The following is a 17,728-nucleotide window of genomic DNA, read 5'->3' as shown; positions in this document are numbered from 1 at the left end:
GCACCGAAGGAGAAAACCGTGGGCATGATCGAGTTGTCGATCGCTAACAACGTCGCCGAAGTGGTGCTGAACGCGCCGCAGAAGATGAACGCGCTCAACGAAGAGGCCTTGGCTGAACTGGAAAAGGCGTACGACGACGCCGCCGCGGCTGCCGCTGACGGTTCCGTCCGCGCGTTGCTGCTCCGCGGTGAAGGCCGGGGCTTCTGCGCCGGACGGGACATCTCCGGCGTCGTACCCGAAACCGACGACGCGTACGGCTACCTCGGAAACCTGGTGACGCCGCTGCTGAAAAAGATGGCAGCCTTCCCGGCACCCACGTTCGCGGCGGCACAGGGGGCATGTCTCGGCGTCGGACTGGGCCTGCTCATCGCCACCGACGTAGTCTACGTTGCCGACAACGCGAAGATCGGTTCACCGTTCGCCAACCTTGGCGCCACTCTGGATTCCGGCGGCCACTGGTTGTTCACCGAGCGGCTCGGTGCCCACCGCACACTGGATCTGATCTACACAGCCGACCTGATGAGCGGCGAAGAAGCTGTCCGCGCCGGCCTGTTCAGCCGGGCCATGCCGGCGGACGAACTGTTGGACAGCACACGGGCCACGGTGGCCAAGGTTGCCCAAGGTGCCACCGGTGCCTTCCGCGCATCGAAGGAACTGGTGGCGAACATCCGGGACCAGCGGCTGGGACTGTGGTCCGCCGTCGACGAGGAAAACACCGCCCAGGGCGAGCTGTGCAAGAGCGAAGACTACGCCGAGGGTTTCAAGGCGTTCCAAGAAAAGCGCAAGCCGGTTTTCAAGGGCTAGCAGGCCTTTCTCCTATCGGGGCTGCCGCACCCTTCCTACCCTTGACATGTCATGCTCCCGGGCAGAGAATTTATCAAACTGATTTTCTAACCGATGAAACGATCCGAGCTGGGGAAACCCACAAGGCATGGCAGGGCTGGTCCGCTTCTGCGGCCACATGGGGGAGGGCAGTTCCGCGACGCGAGGCTGTTGCAGTCGGAGCGCACCAGTCCTGACCATGGTTAACGGGACGCCGCCGGGAAGAACCCGGCGGCACTGCCGTTTAATGCCGGCTGCAGGGGTCCTTGCCCAGCCCGGCTGTTATCGGGTGTCGAGGTCTTCGAACACGAGGAACGTCTGCGTGTCCAGAATCCCCGGCATTGACTGGATCTGGTCGAAAATCACCCGGCGCAGGTCCACATTGTCGATGGCGCGGACCAGCAGGATCACGTCAAAGTTACCGCCGACAAGCGCGATGTGGTGGACCTCGGGGATGGCTCGCAGGGCTTCCCGGAGTTCGCGCCAGGAATGCTGGCGCAATTTCAGCGTTACGTAGGCGGAAGACTTCAAGCCGGCTTTGATCGGATCCACCAGGGCGGTGAACTTTGTCAGGACCCCGGCTTCGGTCAGGCGAGCGATGCGCGAATACGCGTGCGCGCGGGAGATATGCACGTTCTCGGCTACGGACGTAACCGACAACCGGCCATCGCGGGTGAGCTCTGCCAGGATCTTCCGGTCAATGTCGTCCAGTTTCGGCGAATCGCCATCTGTCATTCGTCTACACCTCGTTTAGTTAGTCAGCTCACACTTACAATTCGTCTACAAGAATACGGTGTCAGAATTGAAAATTCCATGATTCTTGCTGGAAGTGGATACGAATAGTCATCCGAACGCATACTAAAGCAACACAGTTTCTACTCTCCGGCACAGCTGCGGTGAACGATTATCCGCCTGGCGGCCAACAGTATGCGAAGGATGCGAGGGAGCAAACGATGACTATCTCAACCGGAAACCCGCTCGAGGGATCGATGCAGGACCCCTCCCGCAGTTCAGACCTGGATCAGCAGGCAACCGCCGAGTCCTACATGCTGCCGTCCGGGCAGCCGGTCCAGCTGGTGGATCCCGACGGCCGCCACATCCACAACGACAAATACCCCCTGCCGAATGGCGAAGCACTGCTGACTGCCTACCGCGAACTCGTGGTTGGCCGCCGTGTCAATGACCAGGCCAATGCGCTGGTGCGCCAGGGCCGCATGGCCGTTTATCCGTCCTCACATGGCCAGGAAGCCTGCCAGGTTGCGGCAGCCGTCTGCATCGACAAGCAGGACTGGCTCTTCCCTACGTACCGCGACACCGTCACAGTGCTGGCCCGGGGCGTGGATCCCATCCAGGCGCTCACCCTGCTGCGAGGCGACTGGCACAGCGGGTACGACCCGTACGAACATAACGTTTCCATCCAGGCTACGCCGCTGGCCACCCAGCTGCTGCACGCCGTCGGGGTGGCCCATGCGGCCAAGCTCAAGGGCGAGAACACCGTTGTGATCGCCATGTGCGGGGACGGTGCAACCAGCGAAGGCGACTTCCACGAGGCACTGAACTTCGCCGCCGTCTTCCACGTTCCGGTGGTGTTCTTCGTCCAGAACAACCAGTACGCCATCTCCGTACCGTTGCACCACCAGACCGTGGCGCCGTCGTTAGCTCACAAAGCCATCGGTTACGGCATGCCCGGGGAGCGGGTCGACGGCAATGACCTCGCCGCACTGCTGTCCGTCCTGGGCAAGGCCGTCGAGCGGGCACGGGACGGCGGCGGACCGGCCTTGGTGGAAGCACACACCTACCGCATGCAATCCCACACCAACGCGGACGATGCCACCCGCTACCGCGAAGACGACGAGGTCCAGCAGTGGGTGCCGAAGGATCCGATCAAACGTATGCGCACCTATCTGACTGACCTCAACCTGCTGGACGAAGCAGTGGAAAAGAACATTGCCGAGCAGGCGGAGACCGTGGCAGCCGCAATGCGGGACGGGCTGAACGCCGAGTCCGAGGTGGATCCGGAAGACCTGTTCCGCTACGTATTCACCGAAAAGACCAGCCAGCTGCACGAACAGGCGGCCAAGCTGCGCGACGAGCTGTCACGCGAATCGGCCTAGCTGCTACCACCGGAGGAACCCACCATGAGCACAACACTGACGTTTGCCAAGGCGCTGAACACGGCACTGGCCGATGAGATGGAATCGGATTCGACCGTCGTCGTATTTGGTGAAGATGTAGGCCTTCTTGGCGGCGTCTTCCGGATTACCGACGGACTGACGGCACGCTTCGGCGAGGAACGTTGCTTCGACACGCCGCTGGCCGAGTCCGGCATTATGGGCATGGCCATCGGCATGGCGATGAACGGGCTGCGTCCGGTGGTGGAGATGCAGTTCGATGCCTTTGCCTACCCTGCCTTTGAGCAGGTCGTTTCGCACGTCGCCAAGATGCCGAACCGGACCAAAGGCAAGGTCAAGCTGCCCATGGTTATCCGCATTCCGTATGCGGGCGGCATTGGCGGCGTGGAGCACCATTGCGACTCCTCCGAGTCCTACTATGCGCACACGCCCGGGCTGACGGTGGTGGCGCCGGCAACCGTGCAGGACGCCTACACAATGCTCCGCGAGGCCATCCGCCATCCGGACCCGGTGGTTTTCCTGGAGCCGAAGAAGCTGTATTGGTCCAAGGAAGACCTCGAACTGGAGTCCCTGCGCGAATCAGTCGGCTCCTTCGGACGTGCTGTCGTTGCGCGCGAAGGCAGCGACGCCACGCTGATTGCCTACGGTCCTTCGGTGTCCACCGCGATGAATGCCGCGGCCGCCGCTGCCGAAGAAGGCCGGTCGCTGGAGGTAATCGACGTGCGTTCCATCGTTCCTTTCGACGACGAAACCGTGGCGGCATCCGTGCGTAAGACGGGGCGCGCCGTCGTGATCGCCGAGGCCCCGGGCTTTGCCTCGGTGGCCTCGGAAATCGTGGCCCGGGTGCAGGAACGCTGCTTCCACTCGCTGGCAGCGCCGGTTCTGCGCGTTACCGGTTTTGACATTCCTTACCCGGCGCCGAAGTTGGAGCAGTTCTACCTGCCCAGCGTGGACCGCATCCTGGACGCCGTGGATGATCTTCAGTGGGAGGACGCATAATCATGTCACGTCAGATATTCAACCTTCCGGATCTGGGCGAGGGACTGACCGATGCCGAACTGGTCAACTGGCTCGTCAATGTAGGCGATGAAATCAAGGTCGACCAACCGATCGCCGAAGTCGAAACCGCCAAGTCCATGGTGGAAGTACCCAGTCCGTATGCCGGCACTGTTGCCGAGCTTCACGGGGCGGCAGGGGAAACCATTGATGTTGGCAAACCGTTGATTTCCGTCGACGCCGCAGGAGCCGCAGGTTCTGCCGGGCCGGCTGGAGGTTCCACTTCAGCTGCCGGCGGCGCACGCGCTGCCGAAGCACACCCCGACGCGGAAGCGTATCGGAACGAGGAACGGGCCGGCGTCCAAGCCCCGGCTGCGGCTGCTGAGCCGGCCGAAGAAAGCGGATCCGGAAATGTCCTCATCGGCTATGGAACACCTGGCGGCCACGGCGGCGCCAAGCGTACCCGTCGGCCAAAGGGGAGCACTGGTGTGCGGGCCGGGACAGCCGCTCCGGTGGCTGAGCCGAGGACCGTCTCCGCTTCCGCACCGGCTGTTGCCGCAGCACCCGATCGAGCGCCGCGGGCCGCTGTAGCCCAGGCCGTGCGGTCGGCCGAAGCCGGTGACCCTGCTGCTCTGGCAGCTGCCCCGCCGTCTAACGGATCGGCCCCCATTGGTCTGGCGCCGCAAGTGGTCTCACCACTGGTGCGCAAACTGGCGCGGGACGGCGGATTGAGTATTTCCGAGATGCAGGGCTCGGGCCCCGGCGGGCTGATCCTGCGTCGGGACGTTGAAGCTGCGCTCGCAGGCTCAAGCGGAAGCCGGACCGCGGTGGGATCGGCCGACACAGCTTCCACTTCTGTGGCCGCCGACGGCGCTGAGACCGATGCGCGCACTGGACTTGGGATCGCTACGCGCACGCCTATGAAGGGCGTCCGGAAGACGGTAGCTGCAGCCATGTCGCAGAGCCGGCGGGAGATCCCGGAAGCCACAGTATGGGTAGACGTAGACGCCACCGCGCTGCTTGAAATGCGTGCCGCGTTGAAGAAACGGGATCCGGACAGCACTCCGGGTCTCCTGGCCTTCATCGCGCGTTTTGTCACCGCAGGCTTGGCCAAGTTCCCTGAACTGAATACCCGTGTGGAAAACGACGAGATTGTTGGCTTTGACGGCGTAAATCTCGGTTTCGCGGCACAAACGGAGCGTGGGCTGATGGTCCCCAGCATCCGCGGTGCCGATAAGCTCAGCGCCCGCGAACTGGATGCCGAGATTCGCCGGCTGGCTGCCGTCGCACGCGAGGGCAAAGCCACTCCGGCAGAATTGACCAGCGGAACCTTTACGCTGAACAACTACGGAGTCTTTGGGGTAGACGGCAGCGCAGCCATCATCAATTACCCTGAAGTGGCCATCCTTGGGGTTGGCCGGATCATTGATAAGCCATGGGTCGTCAATGGACAGTTGGCGGTCCGTAAAGTCACCGAGCTGACCCTGGCATTCGACCACCGTGTATGCGACGGCGGCACAGCCGGCGGCTTCCTTCGGTATGTAGCGGACGCCATTGAAAGCCCGGGAACGGTTCTCGCCGATCTCTGACTTTGCCGTTGCTGTCAGGCTGCTTGGCGGTAGATGAAGTCGATGCGGCCCAGGGCCTGCTCGAAGACTGACAACGGCTCCAGTGTCTCGTCCGCCTGCTCCGTCGCCGGTGGCGTGCCGGGCAGGGCTGGCGCGGTCGAGCGGTAGGTGTGCCCGGTCGGGGTCGTCGTTTCGACGGTGTGGCGTGGACCGGGGATCCTTCGGGCGTGCCAGCCGTCGGTTTCCTTCGCCAGGTTACATGCTTCACATAGCCCTTGCCCGTTGAGCTCGCTGGTCGCCCCGGCGTCGCGCCAGGGCACGACGTGGTCGTGGTGGCGGATCGGTGCGTCGCACCACGGCGTGCGGCAGAGCTGGTCCCTGGCCTGGATCATGCGTTGCATCCCGGCCGGCATCAACCGCGCCCGCGAATCCGCGCCGAGCAGTTGTCCGGTGCCCGGCGCGGTGTACAGTCGGCGCACCCAGACTTCCACCTCGGACTCATCGATCGCGTTTCCGGAGGCTGTTCGCTCCGAACCTGGTGGCCCTGTTGGCGTACCGGTGGCTTCGGTGGTTCCGGTGTCTGCGGTGTCGGCACCTGCATCGTTGGCCGGTATGGGTTCGGCTGTGTCTGGCGGGCCGGAGCCGGCAGCACCGTCCCCAGCGCCGGCATCCGTTGCGCGGGTAACGATCGTGTCTTCCTCGGCGCCGTTTATCGGATTGCCGACCGCAGGATGATCTGTGCCGCCGTTCCCAGCGGCGCCCTTCATCGGGCTACCGGCGGCGGAGGCGTCCTTGCCAGCGTTCCCGTTCCCGTTCTCGGTGTCGGTGTCGCCGGTGTGGAGCAGGTCGCGGGCCCATTGGGCGGGGACGATGCCGTACCCGGCCAGACGGGCAGGCTCGGAGTCGCCTTGGAACAGGGTGCGGTCGGTCATGACCAGCTGCACCTCGATTTTTGCGGGATTCTCGGCTGGTTGGCCGGTGACGCGTTCGACGAGGATGTCGGCCATGAGCTGGCCCCGGCCGCGTTCATCGCCCTGCGCCTTGAGCCGGTCGGCTTCCTTGGCCAGGGCCGCGTGGACGGCCACGCCCTGCACCACCGGCAGCAGGCAGGACACCTGGGCCATGGTGTCCGGCGCGGGACGGCAGGAGACGTGGCGTTCGGTTTCGGCTTTCGCGGCCCTACGGACCACCGACAGTGGGTCCAGCCGCAGCGCGGCCTGCTTCGCCATGGCCCCGATCCGCTTGTCCCCGCAGCCGCGCAGTGTTTTCGGATCAGCACACAATTCCCGGTCGACGCGGGCCCGGTCTTCCACGCCCAGGCACGCGGTTTCGCGGACCAGGATGGTCGCCCGCCACTCGTTCAGCCGGCCCTCCGCCAACGCCTTATACGTGTGCGGCATTTCCCTGATCAGCGTGGTGGCCATGCCCAGGTGCTTACCGCCCCGGTTCGGGGAGTCCTTGCGTGCCAGGCCGATCTCCTTGGCCAGGCCCCGGCTCCGCTTCTCCGCCGCGACCCCGGCCGCTGCCCGGGTTTCCCGGCGGGAAGCAGCAAACGCTTCCGTCTCGCGCGCCTGCGCGGCAGCCGCGGCGGCTTTAAGTTCCTCCAGTGCGGTGATCCGGTCGATCCGCACCCCCTCGGCGACGTCCTGGTCCATGTTCGCCAGTTCCAGGATCGCGGCCCGGACCAGTACAGCACCCGGATCACCGGGGACCGGCTTCACCGGATCCATCTCCGCCGGAACGATTGACTCGAACATACATTCGATTCTACGGTGATGTGACGGACGGCACAAGCGTTTAGTCCAGCGGTGGATAACCAGAAAGGTGGTGATAGCTAGGGGAAATGCCGAGGCTGTTGGCCATGTGAAGGCTCGCAGGGCACCACCCAGTGGCGGCCCGAACCTCGGCCGTACAAATCCCTGTACCGCCGACATTGCCCGGGCTACCCTTGTGACATGAAAGCTCTTCCTGAGGCCTACGAACTGTATTTGGCCGGATTGAGTTCTGCTGAGGCAGACGCCATTCGTCCGGTATTTCTGGAGTCTGTGGCGGAAGGCGACCATGGGATTCTGATCCGTGGCGCGGGGTCGCACCACGTCCAGGCTCTCGTCGACCCTCGCGTCCCCTTTGGCGAGATCCACGAAGGGTACATGTGGGACTAAAGTGTGAATCGCAGCGCTAAATGGCGGCTTATCTGCGGCGCTAAATGGCGTCCCGCGCCGCGCCTAAGCCGCTCGTTAGTCGGTTGAGGAGAGGTACCAGCTCACAGTGTCGCATTGGCCGTCATCGCTGTTACCGGTCGCCAAAACGCTCCCATCGGAGCGAAGGCCTAGCGTGTGAGTGGAACCAGCCGCAACCGCCACGACGTCACGCCACGATGCAACATCGCATTGGCCGCGACTGTTGTCGCCGGCCGCGCGCACCTGGCCCCCAGCGACCACCGCAACCGTGTGATAACTGCCTGCTGACACGGCTACAACGTCACGCCACGCAGACACTTCTTCGACCCAGGACGCTCGGTCTCCGGCCACAATCACTCGTCCGTCTCTGGTGAGGGCGACCGTATGCAGGTAGCCCGCGGCCACCGCCCGCAGGTCGCGCCATCCGGCCACCTCGCATTGGCCCCTGCGATTGTTTCCCGCAGCCACTGCTGTGCCATCCGCCCGAAGCCCTATGGAGTGCCAGTCTCCCGCCGCAACGGCCACCAGTTCGTTCCAACCTTCAATGTCGCTGGCTCCTTCGTTCCGTCGACCAGCCGCACGGGCTGTACCGTTTGCGATGACTGCGAGCGTGCGTCGCCAACCAGCGGCGATGCTCACGACGTCTGTCCATTCGTCGACGTCGCACTGCCCCTCGTTGTTCCAGCCGGTCGCGAGCACCGTGCCGTCCTCGCGCAGTCCAACCGTGTGAGAGCGCCCGGTGTTCGATGCTGTGTGCACGTTTCCAGCCGCCACCGCGACGATGCTATTCCAGCCCTCGACGCGCCGTTCCTCCGCTTTCGGGATGCCCGCGGTTAGCACCGAACCCTGCGCGGTAACGCCTACCGAGTGTCGGCGACCGGCCGCGATGCGGGTGTGGGGATAGCAAGTAGTCATCTTTAGATCGTCTCAGGAGTTGCGACGCGCAACATCAGTCCCTCGGAGGTTGTGGTCGATGGGGATGCGCCCTCTACGTAATGGAACGGTGGCCCGCTAACGGCCGTTTATGAAACACCCCTGGGCAAAAAGATCCCGGCCGAGCTCGTCGAGGTGATCGAGGCGCTGGCCCTCCGCCGGCCAGCGCCGACCATGGCCTTCATCTGCCGGCGGGTCGGAGACATCGCCCGGGACCGGGACCTGCCGGCACCGAGCTACTCCAGCGTCCGAGCCGTAGTCACGGCGATCGATCCAGGACTGATCACGCTCGCACAGGAAGGCGACGCTGCATACCGGGACAGGTTCGAGTTGGTGTTCCGCCGTGCAGCCTCCCGTCCGAACGAGCAGTGGCAGGCGGACCACACCCTCCTCGACATCATGGTCGTCGACAAGGGCGGCAACCCCGTGCGGCCCTGGCTCACCATTGTGCTCGATGACTACTCCCGCGCCGTCGCCAGCTACACCCCTCTTCACCGGAGCACCGACGGCCGAGCAGACAGCACTGGCGCTGCATCAGGCCGTACACCGCAAGACCAGCCCGGCTTGGCAGGTCTGCGGGCTCAGTCGGCCATACATCTCTGACAAAAGTGCGCCATTTACCGCTGCGATTCACAGACTAAAGGACCAGTAAATCGGTTTTCGTTCTCATCCCACCGGAATGAGGGCGTTCGGTTACGCGCTATCCGGTCTGTGACTGCTTCCCTCCCGCCCACCGCGATACGGTAGTGGTTGGACGCGCAATGACGCTGCGTCCTGGGAACGGATCCAGGAGGAAATGGCCGGCATGAGCGAGACCGTGCAAACCGAGGACAAGGCCGAGCATGTTCAGGTGGCACCCGGAAACTATGTGATCCGAACGCGGAGCTACTTGCTCAATAGCGGCCTGGTGATCGGGAAGCAAAAAGCCATGGTGATCGACACCGGGGCAGGCCCTCGACAGGCACGGCAGATATACAAGGCTGTCCGGTCCCTAACGAAGCTGCCGCTGGTGGTAGTCAACACCCATTCGCATTTCGACCACATCTTCGGCAACGCCTTTTTCGCGGACAACGGCGTCCATGACTTTTATGCGCATCGCAACTGCGCGCACGATATGGCTGAAACTGCCTCACTCCAGCGCGAGCAGGTAGCGGAAACCGAGCCCGAAATGGCCGAGGGGACCGGGGAGCACACCCGCATCCGTGTCCCGACCAAGCCGGTGGATACCGAAGTCACCGTGAACCTCGGCGACATGCCGGTGAAGCTGTTCTACCTGGGCCGTGGCCATACCGACGGCGATTTGCTGGTGGGTACACCGTCGACCCTCTTCGCCGGCGACCTGGTGGAGCAGGGCGCGAATCCCGCGTTCGAGGATTCCTACCCGCGGGACTGGGTGGAAACACTCCGCAAGATCTCCGGCCTGCGCCACGAATACGATGTCCTGGTGCCTGGCCACGGGCAGACGGTCAGCGATGCTTTCGTGAAGAGTATGTGGGAGACCATGTCACTGGCTGTCCGGATGGGTGAGCAGGCCAGCAGGGACACGCCCGCGGACACCACAAAAGCGATACCGATCCTGCCATACGGCCCACTCCAGTCGAGGGCGCTGCTCACGCGGCTGAAGCATGCACCGCGTTAAGGGGAGCTGAGCTGAGGCCCGAAGAGAGTTTCAGCCTCCGCCGGATCGCCGTGCCCGCGTATGGCCCGTCCCTTCTCTACGGAGTAGGCCAGGGAGCCATTCTGCCGGTGGTGGCCCTGAGCGCCAGGGACCTCGGGGCTACCGTGGCTCTTGCCGCGCTGATGGTTACGCTGCTCGGCGTCGGTTCGCTGGTGACCAACATCCCGGCGTCGATGCTCACCGCACGGTTCGGCGAGAAGTGGGCGCTGGTGGCGGCGTCGCTGTGGTGTGCAGCCGCGATGTTCCTTGCGGTGGTGGCTCCAAACATCACGGTCTTCGCGCTGGCCGTCTTCCTGATCGGCATGGGCGGATCCGTTTTCCTGCTGGCCCGGCAGTCGTACCTGAGCGAGGCCGTGCCGGTACATTTCCGCGCCCGCGCGCTGTCCACCCTCGGCGGCGTTCACCGGATCGGGATGTTCCTCGGTCCGTTCGCCGGCGCCGTCGTTATTGGTTTGGCCGGAACCTCCAGCGCCTACTGGCTGGGCGCGGGTGCCTTCCTCGTGGCCGCGGTAGTCTCGCTGACGGTCCCCGAACTGGAGGTGGCCCGCCCGGACCGAGACGGACAAGCACCGGCGCGACCGAGCATGCGTTCGATTGCCAGCAGCCACCGCCACATCTATCTGACGATCGGGATCGGCATCCTGCTGATCGGTGCCGTTCGCGCATCACGCAACGTGGTGATCCCGCTGTGGGGCGACAGCATTGGGCTGGATGCGGCGACGACATCGGTTATTTTCGGCCTTTCCGGCGCGGTGGACATGCTGGTGTTCTACCCGGCCGGAAAACTGATGGACCTCAAGGGCCGACTTGCCGTGGCTATCCCGTTCCTGACCGTCATGAGCGGCGCCCTGTTCCTCATCCCGTTCACCACCACCATGCTGGGCTTCCTGCTCGCGGCGCTGCTGATCGGGCTGGGCAACGGCCTGGGGTCGGGGATTGTCATGACCCTCGGGGCGGACTATGCGCCGCCGGTGGGTCGGGCGCAGTTCCTCGGCTTCTGGCGCCTGCTCAGCGACACAGGCATCATGGGCGGGCCGGCGCTGCTCAGCCTCGTGACGGCCGCGGTCTCCCTGTCCGCCGGCATCTGGATGACCGCCGGACTGGGGCTGCTGGGTGCGGCGGCCATGGCCTACTGGATCCCGCGCACCGGGCCGCTCAAGCCGGAGCCGGTTATCTCCGGCGGGACTGGAAACTGAAGAGCCAAATCAGCAGGGCGCTGAGCAACATGCCAGCGCCGACAATCAAGCCCATCCCGGCCCAGAAGAACAGCGGTAGCCGTCCGTCGCCTGGCGTCGGCGCGGCGCCGATTTGCTGGATGAACCAGTAGAGCGCGGCGGCCAGGCCCAACCCGAGGAGCGCCAGCAGCCAGCACAGCCGGGGCCACACGGGCGAGGATGACCAGTGGCTGCCGTAGCCGCGGAAGTAGTTCCAGCCGTCGCCCGTACGCAGTACCAGCGGACCTGCGACCAGGGTCCAGAACCCTGCCACCAGGAACGCCGCAACCACATCGGCTGGACGGTGCCAGCCGTTGATCAGGGTGGCCGCACCCGCGAGCACGGCATAGGCGCCGCCGGCTGCTGCCGCGAAGGGCCGCCAGCGGGGCGATACCACCAGGAAAATGGCCATCGCCGCGGCCGCCGCGATGGTGGTATGGCCGGAGGGCAGCGAGTTGTGTTCCAGCGTGGGAACGCCGCGGTCGGGCCGGTCCAGAATGAGGTTCTTCAGGATCCAGGTGCTGGCGGCCGAGGCGGCAACCACGCCCACGGCGATGCCGGCTGCCCGCCAGCGGCGCCGGGCCAGCGCCACCACCAAGAGAACGACGGCGGCGAGTGCCACCGAGATATCGGGCAGCAGGTCCAGGAAGTCGAGGAAGACCCCGCGGCCCAACTGCCAACCGGCGTCGGCTTCGGCCCAGGCGGACTCATCCGCGAACTGGCCCAGCGTGGTTCGGACAAAGGCGTAGTAAGTGAAGGCAAACGCGGCTACGCAGAGGACGGCGCCGAGCCAGAACAGGATGGGACTTCTGCCGGCCCGTCGGCCGGCGGCGGGCCGGGCCATGCGCTTCTGCTGGTTAGTCATCGCCTTCAAGGGTCGCATAATTTGCTGGACGGATGCCGGACAGCCGCGCCCTCGCGCCGCGGCGTAGAGTGGAACGGTGACGACTGAGCACTTTGAGATGCCGCCTCTGGACGAACTGCTCGCCACGGCGCGGGTGGTGTCGCTGCCCATGAAAGTGAAGTTCCGCGGCGTGCTCCGGCGCGAGGTGATGCTCTTCCACGGTCCGGCCGGCTGGGCTGAATTCTCTCCTTTTACAGAGTACGACGACGGCGAGGCGGCTTCCTGGCTGCGTTCGGCTGTGGAGGCGGGCTGGCAGGGCTTCCCGGAGCCGGTGCGCACCAGCGTGCCGGTCAATGCCACCGTTCCGGCGGTTGCCCCGGAGGACGTGCAGGCCGTGCTGGCGCACTATGACGGGCCGAAGACGGTCAAGATCAAGGTTGCCGAACGGGGCCAGGGCCTCAAGGATGATGTTGCCCGGGTGGCGGCAGTTTCGGCGGCCGCGCCGGGTTCGGCATTGCGGGTGGATGCCAACGGCGGCTGGGACGTTCCCACCGCCGTCGAAGCGTTGACGCGGCTGGCCGAGTACGGGCTCGAATACGCCGAGCAGCCCGTTCCGGACATCGATGGCCTGCGGCAGGTGCGCCTTGAACTGCGGCGGCGCGGCATTGGCACCCCGATTGCTGCGGACGAGAGTGTGCGCAAGGAAAGCGACCCGCTCCTGGTTGCCCGGGAAGAGGCGGCAGACCTGATCGTGGTCAAGGTACAACCGCTGGGTGGGGTGCGCCGGGCCTTGGATATTGTCGCCCAGGCGGGCCTGCCCGCCGTCGTCAGTTCCGCCTTGGACTCGTCCGTGGGGATCAGCGCCGGGGTCGCGCTGGCAGCGGCGCTGCCCGAACTGCCCTACGCCTGCGGCCTGGCCACGGTTTCGCTGATGGACGGCGACGTGACGGACCGGCCCTTGGTGCCGGCAGGCGGAGAGCTGCCGGTCCGCACGGTGGAGGTAGATGAGGATTTGCTGGAACGGTACGCGGCACCGGCCGAGCGGCAGCAGTGGTGGACCGAGCGGCTCGAACGCGCATATAGGACACTGGCCGAGGTAGTAGCCGCGAGGTAGCGGGATCGAGTGGGTGGCCGGGGAAGGGGTGGACGGCGAAAGCCGGGCTTGACCGCGGAGGGTTCGCGCCGCCGTCGTTCTTTGTTTGCTTTTTGTTTACTTAGCCTCGGCCTGTTGGTCGGATTGCACTGACATGGTGAAAGCCGTTCGCAACCGTTCGATGTGGAAGGCCTCTGAAGTGTCTGATCTGAAAAAACGCCTGCTGCCGATGCTGGGACATACCTCCGGCAAGCGCAGCGCCATGACCTGTGCGCTCAAGTGTGACAATGCCTGCGCGAAGGGCGTCTGCAATACCTCGGACAACAACTACTTCCGCGACATCGTCTCCGCCGAATTCTCCCGGCGGAACATGCTCGGCGTCAGCGGTGCCGGCGTGGTGGCGCTGATGTTCGGTGGGGGAGCGGCTGCGGCTAATGGCCGGGCGGCCGGTCTGGCACCTGCGGCCAAGAAGGGCTTCGGCCACGGCAATGCCAGCAAGCTGAAGTTCGCCGGCATCGACGGTGTGCGGAACACGGTGGATGACGTGGTTGTGCCCAAGGGATACAACTGGGAGCCGGTGATCCGCTGGGGCGATCCGCTGTTCCACGATTCCGCCGAGTTCGATCCCGAGAACCAGACACCCGAGTCCCAGGCAGGGCAGTTCGGCTACAACTGCGACTACCTGGACATCATCGAGATCCGGGGCAGCAACGGCAAGCGCGGTGTGCTGTTCTCCAACCACGAATACACCAACGAGAACATCATGTTCCCGCCGGACATGGATATCAGCCAGGTCCGCAAGACCGCGATGGCGGCACACGGGCTGTCCGTGGTCGAGGTGGAGCGCAAGGGCAAGGGCCAGCCGTGGAAGTACGTCCGCGGGGCGAAGCTGAACCGCCGCTTCCTGATGGACACCGAGTACGAGCTGACCGGTCCCGCCGCGGGCTCGGACCTGCTCAAGACCAAGGCGGACCCGAGCGGGCGCGTGGTGCTGGGGACGCAGAACAACTGCGCCGGCGGCACCACGCCCTGGGGCACCATCCTCTCCGGCGAAGAGAACTTCAACCAGTACTTCAAGGTTTCGGCGCCCACCGATGAGCAGCGCCGCTACGGGCTGACCAACGCCAATCCGTCGCGCGGCTGGCACATCGAAGAACCGCGCTTCGACACCGACGCCGCCGAGGGCAAGAACGAGGACAACCGCTTCGGCTGGATTGTGGAAGTGGATCCCTTCGATCCGAAGTCCACGCCGCGCAAGCACACCGCCCTTGGCCGCTTCAAGCACGAGGGCGCCAACGTCACCATCGCCAAGTCCGGCCACGCCGTGTCCTACTCGGGCGACGACGAGCGCTTCGACTACCTCTACAAGTTCGTCTCCAAGGACACGTACCGCGAGGGCGACAAGAAACACAACATGACGCTGCTGACCGAGGGCGATCTCTACGTGGCCAGCTTCTCGGGCAACTCCCCGGCGAACCAGATTGACGGTTCCGGCGTGCTGCCCAGCGACGGTGCGTTCGACGGCGTAGGCCACTGGATCCAGCTGACCCACAACAACAAGTCGCTGGTGCCGGAGATGGAGATCGACCAGGTCCTGGTCTACACCCGGCTGGCCGCGGACAAGATGGGTGCCACCAAGATGGACCGCCCGGAGGACGTGGAGATCAACCCGGCCAACGGCAAGATCTACGTGGCCTGCACCAACAACACCAACCGCACCGCCGCCCAGGCCGATGAGCCGAACCCGCGGGCCAACAACCGCCACGGCCACATCGTCGAGATGACCGAGACCGGGGACCAGACGTCCACCCAGTTCACCTGGAAGCTGCTGCTGGTTGCCGGTGACCCCGAGGTGGACGAGAGCGTTTACTTCAACGGCTACCCGGCCGACCAGGTCCAGCCGCTCTCCTGCCCGGACAACCTGGCGTTCGACTCGGCCGGCAACCTGTGGATCTCCACCGACGGCCAGCCCGGCACCATCCAGCGCAATGACGCCCTGTATCGCGTCACCATGGAAGGGCCGGAGACGGGCAAGGTGGAGCAGTTCATGGCGGTCCCGATCGACGCCGAAACCTGCGGTCCCGTCATCCACGACGAGGACGGTCTGGTCTTCGTGGCGGTCCAGCACCCGGGTGAGGACGGTTCCTGGGATCAGCAGCGCTCGCTGTTCCCGGACTACCTCCCGGCCGGCACTCCGTCGGGCAAGGGCGGTCTGCCCCGCCCGGCCGTGATCCAGATGTTCAAGGGCAAGAACGGCTTCGTCGGCCGCTAGCACCTTGGGTCCGGCGGCCCAGCGTTCAGCCGCAGCGGCACAGCAGCGACCCACGGCCGCGTCCACCTTGGTGGGCGCGGCCGTCTGCCTAGGATATACAGGTGACCGTTGAACTGAACGCCCTCGATGCCGCCCGCTCCGCTGTCAGCGCTTTGCTGGACGGTGGCGTGCGCGATGTGGTGATCGCGCCGGGTTCGCGCAGCGCCCCGCTGGCCTACGCGCTCGCCGAGTCCGAGGCCCGCGGGGAACTGCGGCTGCACGTGCGGATCGACGAGCGGGCGGCGGCCTTCACCGCCCTGGGGCTCTCGCTGGGTTCCCTGCGCCCGGTGCCGGTAGTCACGACGTCGGGCACCGCCGTCGGCGAACTCCTGCCGGCCGTGATGGAAGCTAACCATGCCGGCGTCGAGTTGGTGGTGCTCACGGCGGACCGGCCGGAGGAGCTGCGCGGCACGGGGGCCAACCAGACCACCAGCCAGCCGGGAATTTTCGGCCGGCATGTCCGCTACGCGGTGGATGTGCCCGCGGGCGAAGATCCCGCAGAGGCCATCAATTCCGGGCTGCTGGCGGGCAAGGGCATCCCCGTGGCTCCGGTGGAGACCGTACAAGCCACACATTCCCTGACCGCCACGCCCTCGCAAGCCCACCAGGCCCAGCACGGGGCGGATCATCATCAGGGGGCGGTTGGCCCGGTGCACCTCAACCTGGCGTTCCGCGATCCGCTGGTGCCGGCAATGAACAACGGTGGGGCTCCGGCTTCGCACTTCGGCGCACCTGCCGCCGGGGGACAGCAGGTTGAGGAGCTTCAGCAGGTGCCGGCCGCCTTGGCAGCGGAACCCACCGAGGCGTCGGCCGCCGCCGCACCTGCGACCACAGCAGGGCCTGCGTCCGCAGTCGAACCGGCGGAAATGCGGCAGACCGTCGTCATTGCCGGCCACGGTGCCGGTGCCCAGGCGGAGGCGTTCGCCCGCGCGCACCGGCTGCCGCTGCTGGCCGAACCGTCGTCGAATGCGCGGTTCGGTCCCAATGCCATCGAGGCGTACCGGCTGCTGCTGGGGCATCTGGGCGGGGAGATCGAGCGTGCCGTGGTCTTCGGCCGGCCGACACTGTCCCGGCCAGTGGCTGCCCTGCTGGCCAGGACGGACGTCCAGACGGCACTGTTCATGCCCGAACCCGTGGCCTGGTTCGAACCGGGCCGGCGCCGGGAACGGATCATCAGCGAGCCGGCGGAACTCTCCACCTTCTCCGGCACCGGCCCGGCCGGCTGGCTGGAGCGATGGCAGGACGCCGTTGCCGCGGCCGTGCCGGCCATCGGGAACCTGCTGGACCAGGCACCGGGCCTCACCGGACTGCATGTGGGCCGGGCGGTCTGGGCCACTTCCCGCGGGCGTCTGGTGCTCGGTTCGTCCAACCCGATCCGCGATGTAGACCTGATGGGCTCTCCGGCGCCGGAACCGTCGGCCTTCGTCCACGCCAACCGCGGCTTGGCCGGGATTGACGGCACCATCTCGACGGCCACCGGCATCGCGCTGAGTGCGGACGGGCCGACCACCGTCTTGCTGGGGGACCTGACCTTCCTGCACGATGCCTCGGGCCTGTTTCTCGGCAACGGCGAAGCGGAACCAGCGCTGCGCATCGTCGTCGTCAATGATGCCGGCGGCGGCATCTTCTCCCTGCTCGAACACGGTGAGGTGGGCGGCCGCGCTGACTACGGCGCCGCCGTCGAACGTCTCTTCGGCACCCCGCACCAAGTGGACCTGGCCGCCATCGCCGCAGCCTACGGAGTGGGCTACAGGCTGGTCGAGGATGAAGCCGTGCTGGGGGATGCGCTGCGGGAGCCGGTAGCAGGTCGCAGCATTGTTGAGGTCCGCACGGACCGGGCAGCGCTGCGTCAGCTGCATGCCGCGATCACGGAGACCGTAGGAGCTGCCCTGCGCGCCCGGCTGCCCGAGCGGCCCCGAACGTTGCCTCAGGTAACTCCCGGCTGACGTCGGTTCTC

Annotated in this window: 15 protein-coding genes; 11 read left to right on the top strand and 4 right to left on the bottom strand. The window is 65.6% G+C overall.

The features are described from left to right. Positions 1–24 precede the first annotated feature (24 nt). On the top strand, positions 25–804 hold the full coding sequence (locus tag HGO92_RS07865; RefSeq protein WP_169993722.1) for an enoyl-CoA hydratase/isomerase family protein: 780 nt from the start codon (positions 25–27) through the stop codon (positions 802–804). A gap of 300 nt (positions 805–1,104) precedes the next feature. Here HGO92_RS07865 and HGO92_RS07860 read toward each other — a convergent pair whose 3' ends face one another. After that, positions 1,105–1,557: an Lrp/AsnC family transcriptional regulator gene (locus HGO92_RS07860; RefSeq protein WP_169993463.1), complete on the bottom strand. Its 453-nt coding sequence runs from the start codon at positions 1,555–1,557 to the stop codon at positions 1,105–1,107. A 254-nt stretch (positions 1,558–1,811) separates the two neighbouring features. Here HGO92_RS07860 and pdhA point away from each other — a divergent pair, with 254 nt between their 5' ends. The 3 genes from pdhA to HGO92_RS07845 are packed head-to-tail and all read left to right on the top strand — an operon-like array spanning position 1,812 to position 5,539. Continuing rightward, positions 1,812–2,936, top strand: a complete 1,125-nt coding sequence (gene pdhA / locus HGO92_RS07855; RefSeq protein WP_169993720.1) for a pyruvate dehydrogenase (acetyl-transferring) E1 component subunit alpha — start codon at positions 1,812–1,814, stop codon at positions 2,934–2,936. A 24-nt stretch (positions 2,937–2,960) separates the two neighbouring features. Next, entirely contained in the window at positions 2,961–3,953 is a 993-nt protein-coding gene (locus HGO92_RS07850) for an alpha-ketoacid dehydrogenase subunit beta (protein ID WP_169993461.1), read from the top strand. A gap of 2 nt (positions 3,954–3,955) precedes the next feature. After that, positions 3,956–5,539, top strand: a complete 1,584-nt coding sequence (locus HGO92_RS07845) for a dihydrolipoamide acetyltransferase family protein (protein ID WP_169993459.1) — start codon at positions 3,956–3,958, stop codon at positions 5,537–5,539. 14 nt (positions 5,540–5,553) lie between these two features. Here HGO92_RS07845 and HGO92_RS23715 read toward each other — a convergent pair whose 3' ends face one another. Beyond that, the gene (locus tag HGO92_RS23715; protein WP_240974483.1) at positions 5,554–7,275 is read right to left on the bottom strand and encodes an HNH endonuclease; all 1,722 of its coding nucleotides are present in this window, start codon (positions 7,273–7,275) and stop codon (positions 5,554–5,556) included. 198 nt (positions 7,276–7,473) lie between these two features. Here HGO92_RS23715 and HGO92_RS07830 point away from each other — a divergent pair, with 198 nt between their 5' ends. Continuing rightward, positions 7,474–7,680, top strand: coding sequence for a hypothetical protein (locus HGO92_RS07830; protein WP_169993457.1), 207 nt, complete (start codon positions 7,474–7,476; stop codon positions 7,678–7,680). A gap of 75 nt (positions 7,681–7,755) precedes the next feature. On the opposite strand, the gene HGO92_RS07825 is transcribed toward HGO92_RS07830, so the two are convergent. Next, positions 7,756–8,613 carry an RCC1 domain-containing protein gene (locus tag HGO92_RS07825; RefSeq protein WP_169993455.1) on the bottom strand — a complete coding sequence of 286 codons (858 nt, stop codon included), beginning with the start codon at positions 8,611–8,613 and terminating at the stop codon, positions 7,756–7,758. 153 nt (positions 8,614–8,766) lie between these two features. Here HGO92_RS07825 and HGO92_RS07820 point away from each other — a divergent pair, with 153 nt between their 5' ends. The 3 genes from HGO92_RS07820 to HGO92_RS07810 all read left to right on the top strand — a co-directional run bounded on the left by HGO92_RS07820 (position 8,767) and on the right by HGO92_RS07810 (position 11,505). Further along, entirely contained in the window at positions 8,767–9,234 is a 468-nt protein-coding gene (locus HGO92_RS07820) for a hypothetical protein (RefSeq protein WP_169993453.1), read from the top strand. A gap of 202 nt (positions 9,235–9,436) precedes the next feature. Beyond that, positions 9,437–10,270, top strand: a complete 834-nt coding sequence (locus HGO92_RS07815) for an MBL fold metallo-hydrolase (RefSeq protein WP_205834277.1) — start codon at positions 9,437–9,439, stop codon at positions 10,268–10,270. A gap of 11 nt (positions 10,271–10,281) precedes the next feature. After that, complete coding sequence (locus HGO92_RS07810) at positions 10,282–11,505, top strand: MFS transporter (protein ID WP_169993714.1); 1,224 nt, start codon at positions 10,282–10,284, stop codon at positions 11,503–11,505. On the opposite strand, the gene HGO92_RS07805 is transcribed toward HGO92_RS07810, so the two are convergent. Next, entirely contained in the window at positions 11,480–12,388 is a 909-nt protein-coding gene (locus HGO92_RS07805; protein WP_169993451.1) for a phosphatase PAP2 family protein, read from the bottom strand. The genes HGO92_RS07810 and HGO92_RS07805 overlap by 26 nt on opposite strands. Positions 12,389–12,485: 97 nt before the next feature. Between HGO92_RS07805 and HGO92_RS07800 the strand changes: the two genes are divergently transcribed. From HGO92_RS07800 to menD, 3 genes are all read left to right on the top strand, one after another. Further along, complete coding sequence (locus HGO92_RS07800) at positions 12,486–13,481, top strand: o-succinylbenzoate synthase (protein ID WP_169993712.1); 996 nt, start codon at positions 12,486–12,488, stop codon at positions 13,479–13,481. Positions 13,482–13,641: 160 nt separating this feature from the next. Further along, entirely contained in the window at positions 13,642–15,732 is a 2,091-nt protein-coding gene (locus tag HGO92_RS07795; RefSeq protein ID WP_169993710.1) for a PhoX family protein, read from the top strand. Between the two features lie 101 nt (positions 15,733–15,833). Then, positions 15,834–17,717 (top strand): thiamine pyrophosphate-binding protein, encoded by a 1,884-nt coding sequence (gene menD, locus HGO92_RS07790; protein WP_169993449.1) that lies wholly within the window; start codon positions 15,834–15,836, stop codon positions 17,715–17,717. Positions 17,718–17,728: the final 11 nt, after the last annotated feature.

The organism is Crystallibacter degradans (assembly GCF_012952295.1).
GTDB lineage: Bacteria > Actinomycetota > Actinomycetes > Actinomycetales > Micrococcaceae > Crystallibacter > Crystallibacter degradans.
The sequence above is the reverse complement of the archived record's forward strand: the minus strand, read 5'-3'. Positions and strand labels throughout refer to the sequence as shown.

Coding starts and splice junctions, on each gene's coding strand:
- HGO92_RS07865 (WP_169993722.1), top strand. CDS start 25: ATGATCGAGTTGTCGATCGCTAACAACGTCGCCGAAGTGGTGCTGAAC.
- HGO92_RS07860 (WP_169993463.1), bottom strand. CDS start 1,557: ATGACAGATGGCGATTCGCCGAAACTGGACGACATTGACCGGAAGATC.
- pdhA (WP_169993720.1), top strand. CDS start 1,812: ATGCAGGACCCCTCCCGCAGTTCAGACCTGGATCAGCAGGCAACCGCC.
- HGO92_RS07850 (WP_169993461.1), top strand. CDS start 2,961: ATGAGCACAACACTGACGTTTGCCAAGGCGCTGAACACGGCACTGGCC.
- HGO92_RS07845 (WP_169993459.1), top strand. CDS start 3,956: ATGTCACGTCAGATATTCAACCTTCCGGATCTGGGCGAGGGACTGACC.
- HGO92_RS23715 (WP_240974483.1), bottom strand. CDS start 7,275: ATGTTCGAGTCAATCGTTCCGGCGGAGATGGATCCGGTGAAGCCGGTC.
- HGO92_RS07830 (WP_169993457.1), top strand. CDS start 7,474: ATGAAAGCTCTTCCTGAGGCCTACGAACTGTATTTGGCCGGATTGAGT.
- HGO92_RS07825 (WP_169993455.1), bottom strand. CDS start 8,613: ATGACTACTTGCTATCCCCACACCCGCATCGCGGCCGGTCGCCGACAC.
- HGO92_RS07815 (WP_205834277.1), top strand. CDS start 9,437: ATGAGCGAGACCGTGCAAACCGAGGACAAGGCCGAGCATGTTCAGGTG.
- HGO92_RS07805 (WP_169993451.1), bottom strand. CDS start 12,388: ATGACTAACCAGCAGAAGCGCATGGCCCGGCCCGCCGCCGGCCGACGG.
- HGO92_RS07800 (WP_169993712.1), top strand. CDS start 12,486: ATGCCGCCTCTGGACGAACTGCTCGCCACGGCGCGGGTGGTGTCGCTG.
- HGO92_RS07795 (WP_169993710.1), top strand. CDS start 13,642: ATGTGGAAGGCCTCTGAAGTGTCTGATCTGAAAAAACGCCTGCTGCCG.